Genomic DNA, 17,468 nt, shown 5'->3' on the forward strand with positions numbered 1-17,468 from the left:
CAACGTCAACGAGCGGCAGCGGTGGCCAGCAGGTCGCGGCAGAGCACGCCGAGCTCGATCCCGGCGGCCTCGGCGGCCAGCGGAACGGTTGACGTCTCCGTCATCCCGGGAGCGACGTTGACCTCCAGGAACCACGGAATCCCGGCCGCGTCCACAACCAGGTCCGTCCGGGACAGGTCGCGCAACCCGAGCGCCTGATGCGCCTCCACGGCGGCTGCCGCGCACGCACCGGCGGCCTCCGGCTCAAGACGGGCAGGCACGACGAACTGCGTCGCCCCGGCGGTGTACCGCGCCTCGTAGTCGTAGAACCCCGAGTCCGGGCGGATCTCCACAGCAGGCAGCGCCCGCGGGCCGTCGCCGATGTCGACGACCGTGACCGCCACCTCGGTGCCGTCGATGTACTGCTCGATCAGTGCGACCGGACCGTACGCGTAGCAGTTCACCATCGCCGACGGCAGCTCGTCCGCCGACCGTACGATCGAGGCACCCAGCGCCGAACCACCGCGCGCGGGCTTCACCACCAGGGGCAGTCCGATCTGGGAGACGACCGCCTGCATCAGCGCGGCAGCGCCCAGCTCGCGGAACGTGTCGTGCCCGAGCACGACCGATGCCGGTGTCCGCAGGCCCGCGGCGCCGACGACGGTGGACGCGACCGGCTTGTCGAACGCGGTACGGCAGGCTGCCGCGTCGGCGCCGACGTACGGCACGCCGTACAGGTCGAGGACCTGGCGGAGCGCGCCGTCCTCACCGGTGACGCCGTGCAGGACGGGAAAGACGGCGTCCGGCCGATCCTCGCGCAGCCGGTCGACCAGGGAGGCGTCGACGTCGCGCTGCTCGACTTCCACGCCGACGCTGCGCAGGGCGTCCGACACCCGCCGGCCGGACCGCAGCGAGACGTCCCGCTCGTGCGACAGTCCGCCGGCCAATACCAGCACTCGACCCAGATCACTCATCACAAATATCCCGATCACTCGTGGGCGTCTCCGGCGCGGCGCCGGCCCCGAGGCCCACTGGAACGGTACCCCTACCGCGTCATGGACCCCCGGCCACCCGTTGGTCCCTTGCGCAACCTTTGCACCTGGAACTAGGTGAGCTCCGGCCCCGGAGCGTCGTAGTCGCGTCCGGCGCCCGGGGGCAGCGGGCCGAAGGTCTGCCGGAGCTCGAGCTCCTCGTTGATCACCGCGGCGAGCCGGCCGACTCCTTCGGTGATCCGCTCCGGCGTCGGATGACAGTACGACAAGCGCATGCACTGGGACCCGAAACCGTCGGAGAAGAAGGCCGTTCCGGGGACGTACGCGACCCGCGCCGTGACCGCGCGGGGCAGCATCGCCTTCGCGTCCAGGCCCTCGGGCAGCGTCAGCCAGACGTAGAAGCCGCCCCGCGGCCGCGTCCAAGTGGTTGCCGCCGGCATCTTTTCGGTCAGGGCGGCGAGCATCGCGTCCCGGCGCTCGCGGTACATCTCGCGAAACTGCTTCACCTGCCCCATCCAGTCGTGCCGAACCAGGTACGACGAGATGGCGAGCTGGCTGAACGTCGGGGGGCAGAGAGTCGCGGACTCCTGCGCCAGCACGAGTTTCTCCCGGACGGCGTGCGGCGCGACCGCCCAGCCGACCCGGAACCCGGGCGCGAACGTCTTCGAGAACGAGCCGAGGTAGATGACGCCTTCCCGATCGTCCGCACGCAGCGCACGCTGCGGCTCACCCTCGAAGCCGAGCAAGCCGTACGGGTTGTCCTCCAGGATGAGCAGATTCGCCCGCTGGCAGATCTCCAGCACCCGGGCCCGGCGCTCGTCGGACAGCGAGACGCCGGCCGGATTGTGGAAGTTCGGGATCGTGTAGAAGAACTTGATCCGCTTGCCGGCCGCGCGGACGGAGGCGATCGCCTGCTCCAGCGCCTCCGGTACGACACCGTCGTCGTCCATCGCCACATGTACGACCTCGCACTGGTACGCCCGGAAGACGCCGAGCGCACCGACGTACGACGGTGCTTCGCAGATCACCACGTCGCCCGGATCGCAGAACACCCGCGTCACCAGGTCGACGGCCTGCTGACTGCCGACGGTCACGACCACGTCGTCGGGGTGCGCCTCGATGCCCTCGAGCCGCATGATGTCGCAGATCTGGTCGCGCAGCGTCGGGTCGCCCTGGCCGGAGCCGTACTGCATCGCGACGGCGCCGTTGTCGATCACCAGGTCGCGGACCGCGCCGCCGACCACGTCCAGCGGCAGGCCGGCGATGTTCGGCATGCCACCGGCGAGCGAGACCACCTCGGGCCGGCTCGCGACCGAGAACAGTGCGCGGATCTCCGATGCGGTCATGCCCTTGGTCCGGGCTGCGTACGCCTCGACGTAGTTGTCGAGTCGGGTCTGCCGGACATCGGGCACGTCAGCACTCACGAGGATCGCTCCAACGGTGATCGAGGGGGAAGTCACCAGGTTACGTCGACAGACCCCGGTCCGGACTGGGGATCGGCGTGACCTCTCACTACCATGCCTTATAGGGGCAGGTTCGACCATGCCGGAATCTGGCTGCTGAGACAGCCGGCCAGTCCGGTGCGGCCTGAGAGGTGGAACGGAATGAGCGTGGGCAAGACAGCTGGCTGGACACTCGCCGGCCTGTTGCTGGGTGTGCTGGCCGGGTTCGCCGGTGAGCTGTTCCGGCGGCAACCGGCCGCGAAGGTGCAGCAGCGGTACGTCGCGCCGGAGGCGACCCGTACTCCGGACGCGCGGACCCCGTCCGTGGTCCCCGAACCGGCAGCCGAGCCGGCCGTACGATGACGCATCGTGACGAACCTAACAGCCGGTATCCCTGATCGGATGCACTGATGGCTCGACGGCTCGAACCGCTGACGCTCGCCAACCTGGACGAGCTGCCGGTGCCGTGCCGTGACTGCGTGTTCTGGGAGCTGGACCCGGTGGCCGGGCGCCAGGCGGGCCGGAACGGGGACACCGCGCTCGAGAAGGAAGCCTGGCTGTCCCAGCTGCTGCTCGACTGGGGGACCGCCGGCATCGTGCTGTACGTCGACGACGAGCCGGCCGGGTTCGCGGTCTATGGACCGGCGAAGTACCTGCCGCGGATCCAGGCGTTCCCGACCGCGCCGGTGAGTCCGGACGCCGTGGTGCTGGCGACCGGCCGGATCCTGCCGCGGTACCTGGGCCTTGGGCTCGGGAAGGTCCTCGTCCAGGCGGTGGTGAAGGACGTGATGAAGCGCGGCTTCCGTGCTGTGGAGGCGTTCGGCGACTCCCGGTGGGACGGGCCGAGCTGTGTGTGGCCGACCGAGTTCCTGCGCGCGGTCGGGTTCGGCGTGGTTCGGGAGCATCCACGCAATCCGCGGCTGCGGCTGGACCTGCGCTCGACGATCACCTGGCGCAGTGAGATGGAGGCCGCCGTCGAGCGGCTGATGGGAGCGATCCGCCCCGAGCACTCACCGCCGACCCCGGCGACGGTCCGCGACGCGTTGAGGTCGGGCCCCGAATGATCTGGCGGGTGCTGGCCGACTGCGTCATGGTCGTGCACGGCGCCCTGTTGCTGTTCTTCGTGGTCGGCGCATACCTCGCCTGGCGCTGGCCGAGGCTGATCTGGCTACACCTCGCCATCGTCGCGTGGAACCTCGTCATCGTCCTGGTCGACTTCGGCTGCCCTGTGACCGCCACCGAGAAGTACTTCCGCCGGCTGGGCGGCGAGACCGTCTATTCAGGCGGGTACATCAGCCACTACCTCGAGGGACACCTGTGGCCGACGGGCGCTACACCCGTCGCGGAGAAGGTCGGCTTCGCCCTGGTCGTGATCGGGTACGCCGGCTACTTCGTCGTACGGCATCGGCGGCGCTCGAAGGTCAGGGACGAGTCAGTGGGACCCCGGAAGTGACGAGGACGCGGGATGCGCATACTGATGGGGTGTCCAGAACCAGTACGCCGGTCGACGACTATCTGGCGGCGCTGAGCCGGGAGCTCAGGGGACCGCGGCGGCGGAAGGCCGATCTGCTGGCCGAGGCCCGCGACCACCTGACCGACGCCACCGAGGCGTTCGAGGCCGACGGGTGCGAGCGACACGAGGCGGAACGGGAGGCCGTCGCCGACTTCGGCGACCTCGCCGACGTCGTCCCGGGGTATCGCTCCGAGCTGGCGATCAGCCAGAGCCGGCGCACGGCGATGATGCTGCTGATCGCGCTGATGATCCAGCCGATCGTCTGGCAGGGCGGCGCCTGGATCTGGACGCAGGAGCCAGAAACGGCGACCGCACTCAATACCCTGCTGCAGACCGGCGTGCGTGCGATCGGCGGTGTGGTGATCGTCGGCGCGGTGCTCGCCGTGCTCGGCACCGGGATCGGGGTGCGTTACCCCGTCGTCCGCGAGCATCTGAGCCGCGTGACGGCACTCTTCGCCCTTGTCGGCTCCGCACTGGTTGCCGGGATCGGCGTACTGATGGCAGCGACCAGCGTCCACACTCCGGGTGTGCCCGCGTTCGGCGTGGTCGGTACGTTCGTCGTGCTGCCGCTCGTGCTGGTCAGCATCCAGGCCGCCCGCGGGCTACGCCTGGCTCGGGCGTAGCACCCCTTCGACGACCGCTCGGAACGTCAGCCAGTCCTGCTTGCCGGAGGCGAGCATCTTCACCCCGGAGCTGGTGAGCTGGTACGTACGGCGCTTGCGGCCGCCGACCGTGCTCCACTCGCTGGCCAGGTAGCCCGCGCGCTCGAGCCGCCGCAACGCCGGGTACAGCGTGCCGGTCGGTAGGTCCAGCTCGCCGCCGCTGCGGTCGAGCAGCGCCTCCATGATCGCGTAGCCGTGCAGCGGTTCGTGCTCGACGACCGCCAGGATCATCGGGTCCAGGTGTCCACGCAAAGCATCCGCCTTCATGTAGCCAGTCTACTCATATGCGTGTTAATGTCGAGAGGCAACATGTAGCCATTCTACTTATCGAGGATTCGCGATGACCGTGCACACTCCGATCCGACAAGCGACCCGGCCCGGGCTCCTGCACCGGGCGTCGGGCTGGGCAATGCGGCACGCCGGCCTGGCACTCCTGCTCTGGGTGCTGGTGCTGGCTGCGGTCACCGCCGCCGCGACGGTGGTCGGCGCCAACTACAAGAACGACAACTCGCTGCCGGGCACCGACTCGCAACGCGTGACGGACATCTTCACCGCCCATCAGCCCAAGGGCGACACGGCATCGGTGCAGATCGTCGTCCGGGCCGACGGTGGTCTCGAGGCGGAGAAGCCGCGGGTCGCGTCGATGCTCGCGGCTATCCGCGGGCTTCCGCATGTGGCCTCGGTTGCGGACCCGTTCGCGGCTCCGGGTGCATTGTCGACAGATCGACGTGCTGCGTATTCGACGGTGAGCCTCGACGTCGCGGCCACGGACATGCCGGTCGCCGACGTACGGACGATCATCCATCGCGCGCAGGACTTCGCGCGGGACGGGTTCCAGGTGGAGGCCGGCGGGGATCTCGCGCGGAACGCCGCGGAGAGTCCGGGCGGCATCTCCGAGGGTGCGGGGATCCTGGCCGCACTGGTGATCCTGGTGTTCCTCTTCGGATCGTTGCTCGCGGCAACACTTCCGCTGCTGACCGCGGTGTTTGCCGTCGGCAGTACGGTCGCGCTGCTGATGCTCGCATCGCATCTGTTCACGGTGCCGGAGTACACGACACCGGTGATGATGCTCGTCGGGCTCGGTGTCGGTATCGACTACGCGTTGCTGATCTTCTCGCGGTACCGCCACGAGCTGCTCAAGGGCACGGCCGATCCGAAGGTCGTTGCCCTCGACACCGCCGGGCGATCGGTGATGTTCGCCGGCTGCACGGTCGTGATCGCACTGCTCGGGCTGCTGGCGCTGGGGCTCGGATCCCTGCAGGGGGTGGCGCTCGGCGTCACGCTGACGGTGCTGATGACGATGCTCGCGGCGGTCACGTTGCTGCCTTCGTTGCTGACGCTGTTCGGCAAGCGGATCGAGCGGAACGTGCGCAAGCATGCCGCGAAACAGCGCCGTACCCCTGGCGACGGTTGGCGGAAGCTGGCCGGCGTTGTGCAGCGTGGGCCGTGGATCCCGTTGGTGGTCGGGGTGCTCGCACTGATCGCGCTGTCGCTGCCGGCGTTCGGGATGCGGCTCGGGTTCGCGGATGCGGGGACCGATGATCCGGTGAAGACCAGCCGGAAGGCGTACGACCTGCTGGCGGACGGGTTCGGGCCCGGGTTCAACGGACCACTGGTGGTCGTCACCGAGGGCGGCAAGGAGGCGGCACAGGTCGCGGGGCAGACGCTGGCCGCGGATCCCGACATCGCCGCGGTGACTCCGCCGCAGCTGACACCGGACGGGAAGGTCGCCACGGTTCTGGCGTTCCCGAAGTCGGCCCCGCAGGATGCGGCGACGAGCGATCTCGTCCAGCGGTTGCGTGACGACACGCTGCCGAAGCTCGAGTCGCAGACCAACGCGACGTACCTCGTCGGTGGGTCGACGGCCGCCGCGGACGACTTCGCGGCCGCGGTGAGTCAGCGGCTGCCGATCTTCGTACTGGTGGTGGTCGGACTGTCGGCGCTCTTGCTGATGGCGGTGTTCCGGTCGGTGCTGATCCCATTGAAGGCCGCGTTCCTGAACCTGCTCAGCATCGGCGCCTCGCTCGGGGTGATCACGCTGGTTTTCCAGCTGGGCTGGTTCGGCGCGCAGGCGGGGCCGATCGAGGCGTTCGTCCCGGTGATGATCTTCGCGATCGTGTTCGGGTTGTCGATGGACTACGAGGTGTTCCTGGTGTCGCGGATCCACGAGGAGTGGCGGCGCACCAAGGACGCGCAGGCCGCCGTACGGGAAGGGCTCGCGACCACCGGCAGCGTGATCACCGCGGCCGCCGCGATCATGATCGTGGTCTTCGGCGCGTTCCTGCTGAGCCCCGACCGGATGCTCAAGCAATTCGGCCTCGGCCTGGCCACCGCAGTACTCCTCGACGCCCTGCTGATCCGCTGCATCATCGTCCCCGCCATCCTGCGCCTCCTAGGCAATCGAGCCTGGTGGCTACCCCAACCCCTCAATCGCTTCCTGCCAACGATCAAGCTCGAGGATCATTCGTAGCGCGAACTCAAGCCACGGACTCGGGTGTGTTGGTGTCGAACGTTGCCAACCCCAACGACTTCCACGCATCGAGAAGCCGCTTGTCGCCGGACGCGGCGACAGGCCGCACTACTCGGCTCGCTGACCATCAGCGGGACGAATGCCGCTGTATCGAGATAGCCGATCACCGGCGCTGCTCGTCGATGAGCTCGCTGACCAACCCATCGGCACGAACCGGGTCGGGGGCCGGCAGTTTCTTCCGACGGGCTCGCTGCACTAATCCTTCAGCACAAAGTTGCTCCAGCCGGGTCGGGTGCGCCTGAAGTCCGTGAGATAAGTCGAGATCCCGCATCCTGAATCCTCACCTACCCGGGCTGGCGCTGCGACCTCGTGCACGAGATCCGTACGGAGCGGTGCCCAGGATACGGATCTCGTGCACAGAGTCGGGCAGACCCAGGACACTAGACCGTGAGTTGGCCGAAGCGGAGCATGCCGGTGGCGGCGTCTTGGTCGGGGGGGAGGTAGACGCGCTGGATGGCGACGACGATCGACTCGGCGATCACGTCGCGGAAGGCGGGGTCGGCCAGGCGGGCCGAGTCGTGCGGATTGGTGACGTACCCGATCTCGAGGCGGACCGCCGGCATCTTCGTGCGGCGGAGCAGGTCCCAGGTCTTCGCGTGGGTACGGCAGTTCAGCAGGTCGGTACGGGCGACGATCTCGCGCTGTACCAGCCCGGCGAACTGCTCGCCGACGCTCGACGAGGCGCCGTGCAGGTCGTTGCCGTAGTAGTACGTCGCGACGCCCTGCGCCTCCGGGTTCATCGAACCGTCGGTGTGCAGGGAGACGCACAGGTTCGCGTCGGTGTCGTTGGCGAACGCAGCGCGGGCCAGCTCGTCCGGCCCCTGGTCGCGGCCGCGGGACAGGTACGCCCGTACGCCGGTCGCGCCGAGGCGGCCCTCGATCCGCGCGGCCAGGTCGTACGCGATGTCGGACTCGCGCAGGCCGAAGCCCTCCCAGCCGTAGTCGAAGCCACCGTGCCCCGCGTCGATCACCACGGTCTTGCCGGACAGCCGCGGCCCGGCGGCGCGCACTGCTTCCCGTGCGCGCAGCGCGTCCGGACGGCCGCCGGTCGCCATCGGGCGGATCCGCTGCAAGGCCTTGAACGTCGACGGTCCGCAGGTGCCGTCCGCCGGGAGACCCATGTTGCGCTGGAACTCGGTCACCGCGCGCTGGGTGTCGGCCGCGAAGATCCCGTCGATCCGGGCGACCGCGAACCCGAGCTCCTGCAGCTTCGCCTGCAGGCTCTGCACGTCGTCACCGCTCAGCGGATGCGCCGGAACGTACGTCAGCAGCCGGTCGCCCAGCCGCCAGCGCGCGTCGTCGATCGCCCGGTACGTCTGCGGGCCGACGACCCCGTCGATCATCAGCCCGCGTTGCTGCTGGAATCCCCGGACAGCGTGTGCGGTCGCTTCGTCGTAGACGTCGTGACCGCCGGCCAGCAGCCCGAGTCTTTGCAGCTTGCCGACGATCTCTGCGACCGCCTCACCGCTGTCGCCGATCCGGTACACGCCGTGCGGGGATTCCATCAGGTAAAGCTCCTTGCCGGTGTGGCGGGGTGACTCAGGCCGTTCAGTATCAGCCCGTGAAGGCTGCCAGCTCCTTCAGCAGCGCCGCCTTCGGCTTGGCGCCGACGATGGACTTCGCGAGCTCACCGTTCACGTAGACGTTGATAGTAGGGATACCCGTGACCTTGTAGTTGCTCGGGGTAACCGGGTTCTCGTCCACGTTCATCTTCAGGAACGTCAGCTTGTCGCCGTGGTCCTGGTTCAGCTCCTCCAGGATCGGCGATACCTGACGGCACGGTCCGCACCACTCGGCCCAGAAGTCCACCAGGACCGGCTTGTCGCTCTTCAGTACGGTCTGGTCGAACTCGGCGTCGGTGACGGCGTTCATCTTCTCGGCCACGGGTGTAGCTCCTTCAATGCCTTGGAATGGAATGGTTGAGGTTCAGACGGAGACGGGCTGGGTGGCGGGCGCGGCAGTCGCCACGTCCTCGAGCGCGGTCAGGTAACGCTCGGCGTCCAGCGCGGCGGCACAACCGGTGCCGGCGGCGGTGATCGCCTGCCGGTACGTGTGGTCCACCAGGTCGCCGGCCGCGAACACGCCGGGCAGGTTGGTCTCGGTGCTGTTCGCCTTGACCAGCACGTACCCCTCCTCGTCCAGGTCGACCTGGCCCTTGACCAGCTCGGACCGCGGGTCGTGGCCGATCGCGATGAACAGGCCGGTCGTTGGCAGGTCGCGGGTCTCGCCGGTGACGGTGTCCTTCAGCGTCACGTGGCTGAGCTTGTCCTCGCCGTGGATCTTGTCGACCGCCGAGTTCCACTGGAACTCGATCTTGTCGTTGGCGAAGGCCCGGTCGGCCATGATCTTCGACGCGCGCAGCTCGTCGCGACGGTGCACCAGGTGCACCTTCTTCGCGAACTTGGTCAGGAAGGTGGCCTCCTCGATGGCGGAGTCGCCACCGCCGACCACCGCGATCTCGTGGTCGCGGAAGAAGAAGCCGTCACAGGTCGCACACCAGGACACTCCGTGCCCGGACATCCGGTCCTCGTCGCTCAGCCCGAGCTTGCGGTAGCCGGAGCCCATCGCCAGGATGACGGCCTTCGCGCGGTGCTCGGTGCCGGCCGAGTCGGTGACCACCTTGATGTCGCCGGTCAGGTCGACCTTGGTGACGTCGTCCGGCACCAGTTCGGCGCCGAACCGCTCGGCCTGGGTACGCATCTCGTCCATCAGCGCCGGGCCCATGATGCCCTGCGAGAAGCCGGGGAAGTTTTCCACCTCGGTGGTGTTCATCAGCGCGCCACCCGCGGTGACCGAGCCCTCGAAGACCAACGGCTCCAGGGCCGCGCGTGCCGCGTACACGGCGGCGGTGTAACCGGCCGGGCCGGAACCGACGATGATGACGTTGCGGACTGTGGAGTCGCTCATTCAGGCGTTCCTCGTGTCGTCGAGACAGTGACGTCGTACTCAACGGATCCTAGAGGCCGACCATTCCCCAGAGCCGGGTGGTGGGGTGGGACCGTGTGAATACGGTACCCACCGAGGAGCGTGTGCACCGCATCGCCGTACAGCGGGCGGGTCAGCGGTTGCTGAGAGTGACCGTGGTCTCGTAGAACGACGTGGCAACGCCACCAGGAGCACTACATCCGGTGACCGCGAAGACCTGGATGTCGCTCGGTGACGCGCCCTGCAGCCCGATCAGCGTGGACCGCTTGCCGTCCACCTTGGCAGGCTGCACCAGCCGGACGTTCGAGTTCGAGCGGTCGGCCGCGAACGCCCGGGCGCAGGACTGCTCGTCGTTCGAACCGTGCAGGATCGCCTTCGGGGTGTGATCCAGCCAGCGCTTCGCCGACGAGCCGATGTCCTTGGAGTTCATCGTCACGGTCTCGGCGGGCGGCGTGTTCGAGTCGGTGGCCGCGGCGCCCTCGTTCGCCTGGTCCTTGGTCGCGAACACGACGCCGATGCCGAGCGCGGCGATCAGCACCACACCGGCCGCGGCGCCGAGCAGCTTCGGCAGGTGCCGGCGCGGCTCTTCGCGGATCTGGGCGAGCGAGTGCACGCCGACGGTCGAGGCCCGCAGCACCGACTCGGACACGATCACCGCGTCCAGGTGCTCGGCGACGTCGGCCGGGATCGGGATGTCGGCGCGGCCCTCGTCGGCCAGGTCGATGGTCAGTTGCACGAGCGCGTCGTACGTCTGCTGGCACTCCGGGCAGGCCTTCACATGCTCACGAGCGCGATGCGCCTCGGGGGCAGGCAGCAGGTTCTCGATCAGATCGGCGATCGTGTCCGTGTCCAGGTGCTCGAGGTGCTCACTGGTCGGCAGACCGGGATCGGTCATCGGGGGCTCGCCTCCTCACGGGAGGTGCGTGGCCGTTGCCACATGGTCATCAGGAAACTCCGGTCGAAGGTGTCAGTCGTCCGGTCGCCAGAGGCAGGCGACTTCGCTTCGACGGGGGAGTTGCTCATTCGGTTCCCACCGCTTCCGCGGCGGACTCTTCCGGTACGTCGGACTTCCGGGTCGTCTGCCAGTGCCGCAGCAGCGGAAGCAGTTTCGCGCGGCCGCGAGCGCAGCGGGACTTGACCGTACCGGGGGCGCAGTCCAGGATCGCGGCCGCCTCCTCGATCGAGTACCCCTCCATGTCGACCAGAACCAGCGCGGCCCGCTGGTCCTCGTTGATCTGCTTCAGCGCGTTCAGTACGTCGAGCCGGCGCTCGCGGACCTCGGCCGGGTCGTCCTCGGCCGGACCGGCCAGCTCGGCGGCGCGGTCCTCGTCCTCGGGCAGTGGATCGGCGGCCCGCACCTGACGGCGGCGGATCCGGTCCAGGCAGGCGTTCACGACGATCCGGTGCAGCCAGGTGGTCACCTTGGCGTCGCCGCGGAACGAGTCCGCCCGGCGAAATGCCGAGATGAACGCCTCCTGCAGCGCGTCGGCGGCCTCTTCGGGCTCACCGAGCGTCCGGATCGCGACCGCCCACATCCGGTCCCGGTGCCGCTTGACCAGGTACCCGAACGAGTCCGGGTTGCCGGCCACGTGCATCCGGAGCAGTTCGTGGTCGTCCAGTTGGTCGAAGCTCGCCGGGCCACTCGGAGGGGCAGGCTGCGCCACACCCTGCGGAACCGGTTCGTCCGCGCCGATGCGCGGGACGTCCGGCCGGGGCGGCGGATTGCCCGAGTCCAGGTGAGCGGTCATTTCTGGATCGTGACCTCCGAGATGATCCCCTGGTAACCGTCCGACACCTTCGGCAGCTTGGTCAGCCAGACCAGTACATACCGGGTCTCGGCCGGTGCCGTCGGCTTCAGGGTCACCGTACCCTCGGGCTGGTCCTCCTGGGTCGCCACCGAGTCCCAGCCGTCGATCGAGGTCGGCGACTTGGTGGTGTCGCCCTTCGGGATCAGCACCTCGAGGCTCGTGTCGTCACCCTGCAGCGCCACCGCGACGCTCGACACGGAGGTCTTCGCGCCGAGGTCGTAGATGATGCCGACGCCCTCCTTGATGCCGCCGAGGTTCGGCTTGTTCTTGTACGACTGCGTCTTCCACGTGGTGTCGGGCTTGCCGTCGTACGTGTTCGGGACGTCCTTGCGGTGCTCCTCGCCGTTGCCCGGCGGCGGGTCGAAGTCCTTGGCGCCGGCGATGGTGGCCTTGCCGCCGGTGGTCGCCGACGGGGTGGTGCTGGTCTGCGGCGGGGCACTCGACTTGGTGCCGCCGTCACCGCTGTCCTGGTCGTTGTTCATCGCGCCCTTGAGCAGGAACTGCGCCATCGCGACGACCGACAGCAGCGCGAGGATCGCCAGCAGGATCAGGATCCGGCCGCCCCAGGAGCCCTTCCGCTTCGGCTCGTCGCGGCGCCGGCCGTTCCCGTTCGACGAGGACGGCTGCCGGCGGACCGGGCGGGTGTCCGTGGCCGGTTCGTAGGCCTGTTGCGGCTGGCGGTAGCCGTTCGGCTCGGAGTTGTACGCCGAGTGCGGGTCGAGCGCCGGCGGCGGGGCCTGCGGCACCACCTGGGTGGCGTCGTCGATGCTGCCGTTCTGACGGGCGACCTGGACGGTCTCGTCCATCTGGTTCGGGGGCTCGTGGGAGCTGCCGACGACTCCGGACAGCGCGGCGGACAGACCGGCCGCGCTCGTGATCGGCGGGGCGTGGTGCCGCGGCGGGTCGCCGAGCAGCCGGTCGCTGATGTCGTCCAGCGATCGCGGTACGCCGGCGCGCACCTGGCGCGGGCTCAGCAGCCGGCCGTGCTCGACCGGAGCGGGCTGGAGGCCCCAGGCGGGAGCCGGGCCGGGCCAGCGGCCGGTCAGGGAGGCGAACAGCAGTTCACCGAGCGAGTGCACGTCCTCCTCCGGCGAACCGGCACCGGACGAACGCAGCGCCGCCTCGGTGGCGACACCGACGACCTTGATCGCGCCTGCGTCCGTGACGACCACGGTCGCCGGGCTGATCGCGCCGTGTGCGAAGCCGGTGCGGTGCAGGTTCTCGAGGGCCTCGGACACCTCGCGGGCCAGCCAGCCCGCCTGCTGCCCGGTGAGCGGCCCGCTGCCGAGCATCCGCTCCAGCGTCCGGCCGCCGGCCCACTCGCGTACGCAGTACGTCACGCCGTCGTGCATGTCGCAGTCGAGCACCCGCAGGAACCGCGGGTCGTTCGCCGCGGCGGCCCGGCGGGCGGCGTCGAAGAGCAGATTGGTCCGCGGGTCCCCGACCGGCAGGACGTCCACGACGACCGCACGGCTGAGCACCTCGTCGACGGCTCGCCACACGCGGGCGCCGTCGATCTCCGCGAGCAACTCGGCGATCCGGTACCGCCCGGCCAGGAGGGCACCAGGACTCACGGTCTGGTTCGACACGGTGTCTCTCGCCCTCCTTGAAGCCAGCGGCCTGATCGCAGGCCCCATGCTAATGCCCTACTGACCCGGCACGTGGTGCACTAATGCACAAGCGGTCCGGATCAGCGTCCGATCGGCAACTTCGATGTGACCATGGACACCACATCGTTGACCTCGTGGATACGCAGTACCCGCGACACACCGGCGTACACCGGGAGCATCACGACCCCGGCCACGGCGAGTTCGAGGAGCGCGCCGATCGGTCCGGACCAGTCGATCGCCAGGCTCAGGACCCAGAGCACTACACGTCCCGCACCGGCGCCGGCGACCGCCGCAATCACCATCGCGAGCAGCGGCAGGCCGATCCCCGCGCCCGGCACGCGCGGCACCTTCCGGCGCAGCACCGGGCGGGAGATCAGGACTGCGACCAGGTACGCCAGCGCGTACGCCCCACCGAGCACCACACCGCTGAAGCGCAGGTGTGCCTTGTCGAGCAGTACCCGGACGCCGATCAGCGCGGCTGCGATGTTCGTCGCGGCGATCACGCACTGCAGAAAGAACGGTGTCCGCGTGTCCTCGAAGGCGTAGAACGTGCGTAGCTGGAAGTACTGGACGGTGAACGGCACGATCCCGAGCGCGAGCGTCATCAGCGTGTACGACATCAGCGGCAGGTTGTTCTTGCCGGAGCCGTACCCGGCGATCAGCGTCACGATCGGGTGCGCGAACGCGATCATCGCGGCCGCCGCCGGGACCACGATCGCGAGCGTCTGCCGGATCGAACGCGCCGACATCCGCCCCACCTCGGCGGTGTCGCCGTCGGCGGCCAGCGCGGACATCTGTGGCAGCGCCGCCGTCGCGAGCGAGACCGTGACGATGCCGTGCGGCACCAGGATGATCAGCATCGCCGTGCTGTACGCGAACAGACCCGCCTTCGCGCCCGGATCGTCCGAGGCACTACCGGCGATCGCCAGTTGGGTGACGACGACGAGCGTCACCTGGTTCACCGCGACGAACAGGACGGTCCAGGTGCCCAATCGGGCAGTGTGTCCCAGCCCGGTGCCGCGGAGGCCGAATTTCATCCGGTACCGGTGTCCGCTGGCCTTCAGGTACGGCAGCAGCACGAGCAGCTGCACCGCGATCCCGAGCGTGTGCCCGAGCCCGAGCAGCAACTCCTCGCCGTGGCTGTACGTCGGCGGGTTGTCGCCGGTGCGGTAGATCAGCAGGAAGGTGACGATCGACGCGCAGGCGACGATGTTGTTCGCGATCGGCGCCCACATCATCGGGCCGAACCGGCGGCGCGCGTTCAGCACCTGGCCGACCAGGACGAACGCACCGTAGAAGAAGATCTGCGGCAGGCAGAGCCGGACGAACATGATCATGTTCGCCTTCTCGGTCACCCGGGACGGGTTGTGCAGCTCCTTCGGCAGGTACAGCTCGGCGATCGCCGGCGCCAGCAGTACGCAGCCCACGGTGACGACCGCGAGTACGACGAAGCCGAACGTCAGCACCCGGTTGGTGAAGTCCTGGCCGCCGTCGTCGTGGTTCTTGATCGCGCGCACCAACTGCGGGACGAGCACGGTGTTGAACACCCCGCCGGCCAGCAGGATGTAGAGGCTGTTCGGGATCGTGTTCGCGGCGGTGAAGATGTCGCCGCGCAGCGCGGTGCCGATGGCGGCCGCGAGCAGGGCGATCCGGATGAATCCGAGCAGGCGGGACAGCACCGTTCCGGCTGCCATCACCGCCGCGGATCGCAGGGTGCGGTCAGCCATCCTTCGAACCGACTCCTTCTTTCAGCGACGTCCCCGGTGTTTGTTCGGGAACGTCGGTCGCCTCCGGGCGATCGTGGGCGGGATCGGGCGACTCGTCGCCGGTGTCCGCGGACTCGGACTCGGATTCGGCCGCGGACTCGGCCGCGGGCGCCGGGTTCCGGCGCTCGTTGCGGATCCGGCGGTAGATGCGGACGAACGATGTCCCGAACAGCAGTGCGCAGGCGACAGCGACCAGGATCCAGCCGACGCTGCCGTACTGGCTGGCCTGGATGAGCAGCTCCTGGGGCTTGCCGACCGGCTGGCCGTCCGCGTTCGTCACCTGGGCGGTGGCGCGGATCAGGCCGTTCTGCTCGGCGCTCGCGGTGATCCGCGGGGTCCACTTCTGCCCGGGGGCGAGCACGGCGGTCTGCGGGCGCTTGATCTTCAGGTCGGAGCGGTTCACCGGGGCGACCTCGATGCCGACCCGTACCGACCAGTCGGTGTCGTTGGTGACCGTCAGCGGGAACGTGCCCTTGCTGCCGGCCAGGTTGACCTTGATCTCCTTGCGCAGGCCGCGGTCGACGCTGGCGTTCACCAGGTGCACCTTGCCGAGCTGCTGGTTCGCGGAGCCGAGCTCGATGGTGGTGAAGTACTGCGCCTCTTCGGGGTGCCCGGCCCAGCCGGCCGAGGTCGAGCGCAGCAAGGCCTGGGTCATCACCTCGGGGAGCTGGCTGCCGTCGTCGAGCAGGTTCTCCATCGTGGTGGTCGCGCTGTCGAGCTGCTTGATGCTCTCGATCTGAGCCTCGGACAGGACGCCGTTCGAGCGCGGTGCGGCCGGTGCCTTGGTGGGCTGCGGCTTCGGGTTGGCGGCGATGATCGAGCTGAGATCGGTGGGCGTGATCCAGGGCAGCGTCGACAAGCTGGCCGCGATCGCAGCCGTGGCCGCCCCGTCGGCGTCCCAGCTGCGCGGCGGCAGAGCGACGACGGACGCGGTGCCGGTGCCGGCGGCGGCGATCAGTGCGGTGACGGCGGCGAACCGCTGGCGGACCTGGAGCGGGCTGTCCGCCGTCTCCGGGTCGGGGCCGCCGTGGGTCAGGTCGGAGTCCGCGATGACGGTCCGCACCATCTGGTCGGGACCCGGCGTTTGTACGTTGTACACCGGGGTGCTCGTGAGAACCGGCCGGGTGGCCGCGGACCAGGACGAGCTGGTGACCAGGTTGAGGTCGTCCGGCGTGGAGCCGGTGAAGCCGCCGGACGCGGCGCCGAGATAGCGGCCGGCCGCAGCGCCGCCCTCGAGCAGCAGCCCGTTCGTGAAGCTCTTGGCCTGCTCGCCGCCGGATTGTTCGGTCTTCTTGCGGGCTTCGCCGACCAGTTCCTTGAGCGGGGCACCGGAGTCGAGCAAGCCGGCCACGTCCGGGTCGCCGTACGGCAGCAGGACGACCTGGTCGCCCTTGGCCTGGACGGTGTCGAACTCCTTGAGCCACGTGATCGCCGCAGCCTGACCGGCGCCCGGCGCGGACTGGCCGAGGATTCCGTAGCCGTTCGCCAACTGCCGGATCTCGTCGAGCATTGCCGGATCGACCAGCCAGGTCACCCGGTGCTGCTTGCCCAGGGCCAGTAGCCGGCCGAGCGAACCGGTCGGGGCGATCGCCTTCGCCAGCGACTCGTCGGCGAAGTTCCGGCCGCCGAGCTGGGTCGGGCGGTGCCGCAGCGGGATCACGAGTGCGGTGCTGACCGTACGGGTCAGCGGCTTCTTGCCCAGCACCGGCATCAGGGTCCGGGCCCGGCCGGCCATCACGCGGGCACCGTCGGGTCCGGCACCGCGGAACGTCACGCCGACGACGTACACGCCGGTCTCGGAACGGATCTGCCACTCGTTCCACGGGACCTTGAGAGAGAACGCGACGGTCTGCTTCGGCGCCAGCGGCTGGTCGAACGGCTGGAACGTCTGGCTGTCGTTGGTCAGGTTGCTGCAGCTGTCCCGCTTGTCCATCGGGAGGTTCTGCTCGGTCGAGATCCGGTCCAGCGCGGCCGTACTGGACAGCCGGGTCCGGTCGATACAGGCCAGTGCCTGCGGCTCGTTGAACGTCACCGAACTGGTGTTGGTCACCCGGCCCTTGATCACCACGTCCTGACCGACCTTCGGCGCGACCGGCCCGAACGAGTCGATGGTGACCTGAACGCCCGGCTCGTCGACCGGTTCCGCATTGGCAGGAGCGCTGAGAGTCGCTGCCGAAGCAGCAACCAACAAGCAGGCACCCAGCACCGCCGGGAGCCTCAGTCTCCGTGTCAACACGCCGT

The 17,468-nt window shown here is 69.1% G+C and carries 16 protein-coding genes; 5 read left to right on the top strand and 11 right to left on the bottom strand.

Annotated features, from left to right (window positions below):
* Nucleotides 1-5: 5 nt before the first annotated feature.
* Nucleotides 6-953 carry a D-alanine--D-alanine ligase gene (locus ACGFI6_RS10360; protein WP_393116990.1) on the bottom strand — a complete coding sequence of 316 codons (948 nt, stop codon included), beginning with the start codon at nt 951-953 and terminating at the stop codon, nt 6-8.
* Between the two features lie 131 nt (nt 954-1,084).
* Complete coding sequence (locus ACGFI6_RS10365; protein ID WP_393116992.1) at nt 1,085-2,395, bottom strand: PLP-dependent aminotransferase family protein; 1,311 nt, start codon at nt 2,393-2,395, stop codon at nt 1,085-1,087.
* 180 nt (nt 2,396-2,575) lie between these two features.
* Here ACGFI6_RS10365 and ACGFI6_RS10370 point away from each other — a divergent pair, with 180 nt between their 5' ends.
* Genes ACGFI6_RS10370 through ACGFI6_RS10385 form a run of 4 tightly spaced genes read left to right on the top strand, consistent with a single transcriptional unit; the run spans nt 2,576 to nt 4,549 of the window.
* Nucleotides 2,576-2,776, top strand: coding sequence for a hypothetical protein (locus tag ACGFI6_RS10370; RefSeq protein WP_393116994.1), 201 nt, complete (start codon nt 2,576-2,578; stop codon nt 2,774-2,776).
* Nucleotides 2,777-2,823: 47 nt separating this feature from the next.
* Entirely contained in the window at nt 2,824-3,477 is a 654-nt protein-coding gene (locus ACGFI6_RS10375) for a GNAT family N-acetyltransferase (protein ID WP_393116996.1), read from the top strand.
* The gene (locus tag ACGFI6_RS10380) at nt 3,474-3,866 is read left to right on the top strand and encodes a DUF2784 domain-containing protein (protein ID WP_393116998.1); all 393 of its coding nucleotides are present in this window, start codon (nt 3,474-3,476) and stop codon (nt 3,864-3,866) included. Before ACGFI6_RS10375 ends, ACGFI6_RS10380 begins: the two co-directional genes overlap by 4 nt.
* Before the next feature lie 29 nt (nt 3,867-3,895).
* Complete coding sequence (locus ACGFI6_RS10385) at nt 3,896-4,549, top strand: permease prefix domain 1-containing protein (protein WP_393117000.1); 654 nt, start codon at nt 3,896-3,898, stop codon at nt 4,547-4,549.
* On the opposite strand, the gene ACGFI6_RS10390 is transcribed toward ACGFI6_RS10385, so the two are convergent.
* Nucleotides 4,529-4,855, bottom strand: a complete 327-nt coding sequence (locus tag ACGFI6_RS10390) for a PadR family transcriptional regulator (protein ID WP_393117002.1) — start codon at nt 4,853-4,855, stop codon at nt 4,529-4,531. The two genes, ACGFI6_RS10385 and ACGFI6_RS10390, sit on opposite strands and share 21 nt — an antisense overlap.
* A gap of 73 nt (nt 4,856-4,928) precedes the next feature.
* Here ACGFI6_RS10390 and ACGFI6_RS10395 point away from each other — a divergent pair, with 73 nt between their 5' ends.
* Nucleotides 4,929-7,058: an MMPL family transporter gene (locus ACGFI6_RS10395; RefSeq protein WP_393117003.1), complete on the top strand. Its 2,130-nt coding sequence runs from the start codon at nt 4,929-4,931 to the stop codon at nt 7,056-7,058.
* A 440-nt stretch (nt 7,059-7,498) separates the two neighbouring features.
* On the opposite strand, the gene ACGFI6_RS10400 is transcribed toward ACGFI6_RS10395, so the two are convergent.
* The 8 genes from ACGFI6_RS10400 to ACGFI6_RS10435 form a co-directional block, all read right to left on the bottom strand.
* A complete protein-coding gene (locus ACGFI6_RS10400) occupies nt 7,499-8,623 on the bottom strand; it encodes an N-acetylmuramoyl-L-alanine amidase (RefSeq protein WP_393117005.1) in 1,125 nt (374 codons plus the stop codon).
* Nucleotides 8,624-8,672: 49 nt separating this feature from the next.
* Nucleotides 8,673-9,002: a thioredoxin gene (gene trxA, locus ACGFI6_RS10405; RefSeq protein ID WP_393117007.1), complete on the bottom strand. Its 330-nt coding sequence runs from the start codon at nt 9,000-9,002 to the stop codon at nt 8,673-8,675.
* A 42-nt stretch (nt 9,003-9,044) separates the two neighbouring features.
* Nucleotides 9,045-10,025: a thioredoxin-disulfide reductase gene (gene trxB / locus ACGFI6_RS10410; RefSeq protein ID WP_393117009.1), complete on the bottom strand. Its 981-nt coding sequence runs from the start codon at nt 10,023-10,025 to the stop codon at nt 9,045-9,047.
* A 151-nt stretch (nt 10,026-10,176) separates the two neighbouring features.
* Nucleotides 10,177-10,938, bottom strand: a complete 762-nt coding sequence (locus ACGFI6_RS10415; protein WP_393117011.1) for an anti-sigma factor family protein — start codon at nt 10,936-10,938, stop codon at nt 10,177-10,179.
* A gap of 124 nt (nt 10,939-11,062) precedes the next feature.
* The gene (sigM, locus tag ACGFI6_RS10420; protein ID WP_393117013.1) at nt 11,063-11,791 is read right to left on the bottom strand and encodes an RNA polymerase sigma factor SigM; all 729 of its coding nucleotides are present in this window, start codon (nt 11,789-11,791) and stop codon (nt 11,063-11,065) included.
* Complete coding sequence (locus ACGFI6_RS10425; protein ID WP_393117014.1) at nt 11,788-13,440, bottom strand: protein kinase family protein; 1,653 nt, start codon at nt 13,438-13,440, stop codon at nt 11,788-11,790. The genes sigM and ACGFI6_RS10425 overlap by 4 nt, the downstream gene beginning before the upstream one ends.
* 101 nt (nt 13,441-13,541) lie before the next feature.
* On the bottom strand, nt 13,542-15,188 hold the full coding sequence (gene murJ, locus ACGFI6_RS10430) for a murein biosynthesis integral membrane protein MurJ (protein WP_393117016.1): 1,647 nt from the start codon (nt 15,186-15,188) through the stop codon (nt 13,542-13,544).
* The gene (locus ACGFI6_RS10435) at nt 15,181-17,463 is read right to left on the bottom strand and encodes a DUF6049 family protein (RefSeq protein WP_393117018.1); all 2,283 of its coding nucleotides are present in this window, start codon (nt 17,461-17,463) and stop codon (nt 15,181-15,183) included. Before ACGFI6_RS10435 ends, murJ begins: the two co-directional genes overlap by 8 nt.
* Nucleotides 17,464-17,468: the final 5 nt, after the last annotated feature.

This window comes from Kribbella sp. NPDC048928 (assembly GCF_043197975.1).
Lineage (GTDB): Bacteria > Actinomycetota > Actinomycetes > Propionibacteriales > Kribbellaceae > Kribbella.

Bases quoted from the DNA above. Each gene is read 5' to 3' on its own strand.
- murJ (WP_393117016.1), bottom strand. From the start codon at position 15,188: ATGGCTGACCGCACCCTGCGATCCGCGGCGGTGATGGCAGCCGGAACG.
- trxB (WP_393117009.1), bottom strand. From the start codon at position 10,025: ATGAGCGACTCCACAGTCCGCAACGTCATCATCGTCGGTTCCGGCCCG.
- ACGFI6_RS10360 (WP_393116990.1), bottom strand. From the start codon at position 953: ATGAGTGATCTGGGTCGAGTGCTGGTATTGGCCGGCGGACTGTCGCAC.
- ACGFI6_RS10395 (WP_393117003.1), top strand. From the start codon at position 4,929: ATGACCGTGCACACTCCGATCCGACAAGCGACCCGGCCCGGGCTCCTG.
- ACGFI6_RS10375 (WP_393116996.1), top strand. From the start codon at position 2,824: ATGGCTCGACGGCTCGAACCGCTGACGCTCGCCAACCTGGACGAGCTG.
- sigM (WP_393117013.1), bottom strand. From the start codon at position 11,791: ATGACCGCTCACCTGGACTCGGGCAATCCGCCGCCCCGGCCGGACGTC.
- ACGFI6_RS10370 (WP_393116994.1), top strand. From the start codon at position 2,576: ATGAGCGTGGGCAAGACAGCTGGCTGGACACTCGCCGGCCTGTTGCTG.
- ACGFI6_RS10400 (WP_393117005.1), bottom strand. From the start codon at position 8,623: ATGGAATCCCCGCACGGCGTGTACCGGATCGGCGACAGCGGTGAGGCG.
- ACGFI6_RS10380 (WP_393116998.1), top strand. From the start codon at position 3,474: ATGATCTGGCGGGTGCTGGCCGACTGCGTCATGGTCGTGCACGGCGCC.
- ACGFI6_RS10415 (WP_393117011.1), bottom strand. From the start codon at position 10,938: ATGACCGATCCCGGTCTGCCGACCAGTGAGCACCTCGAGCACCTGGAC.
- ACGFI6_RS10390 (WP_393117002.1), bottom strand. From the start codon at position 4,855: ATGAAGGCGGATGCTTTGCGTGGACACCTGGACCCGATGATCCTGGCG.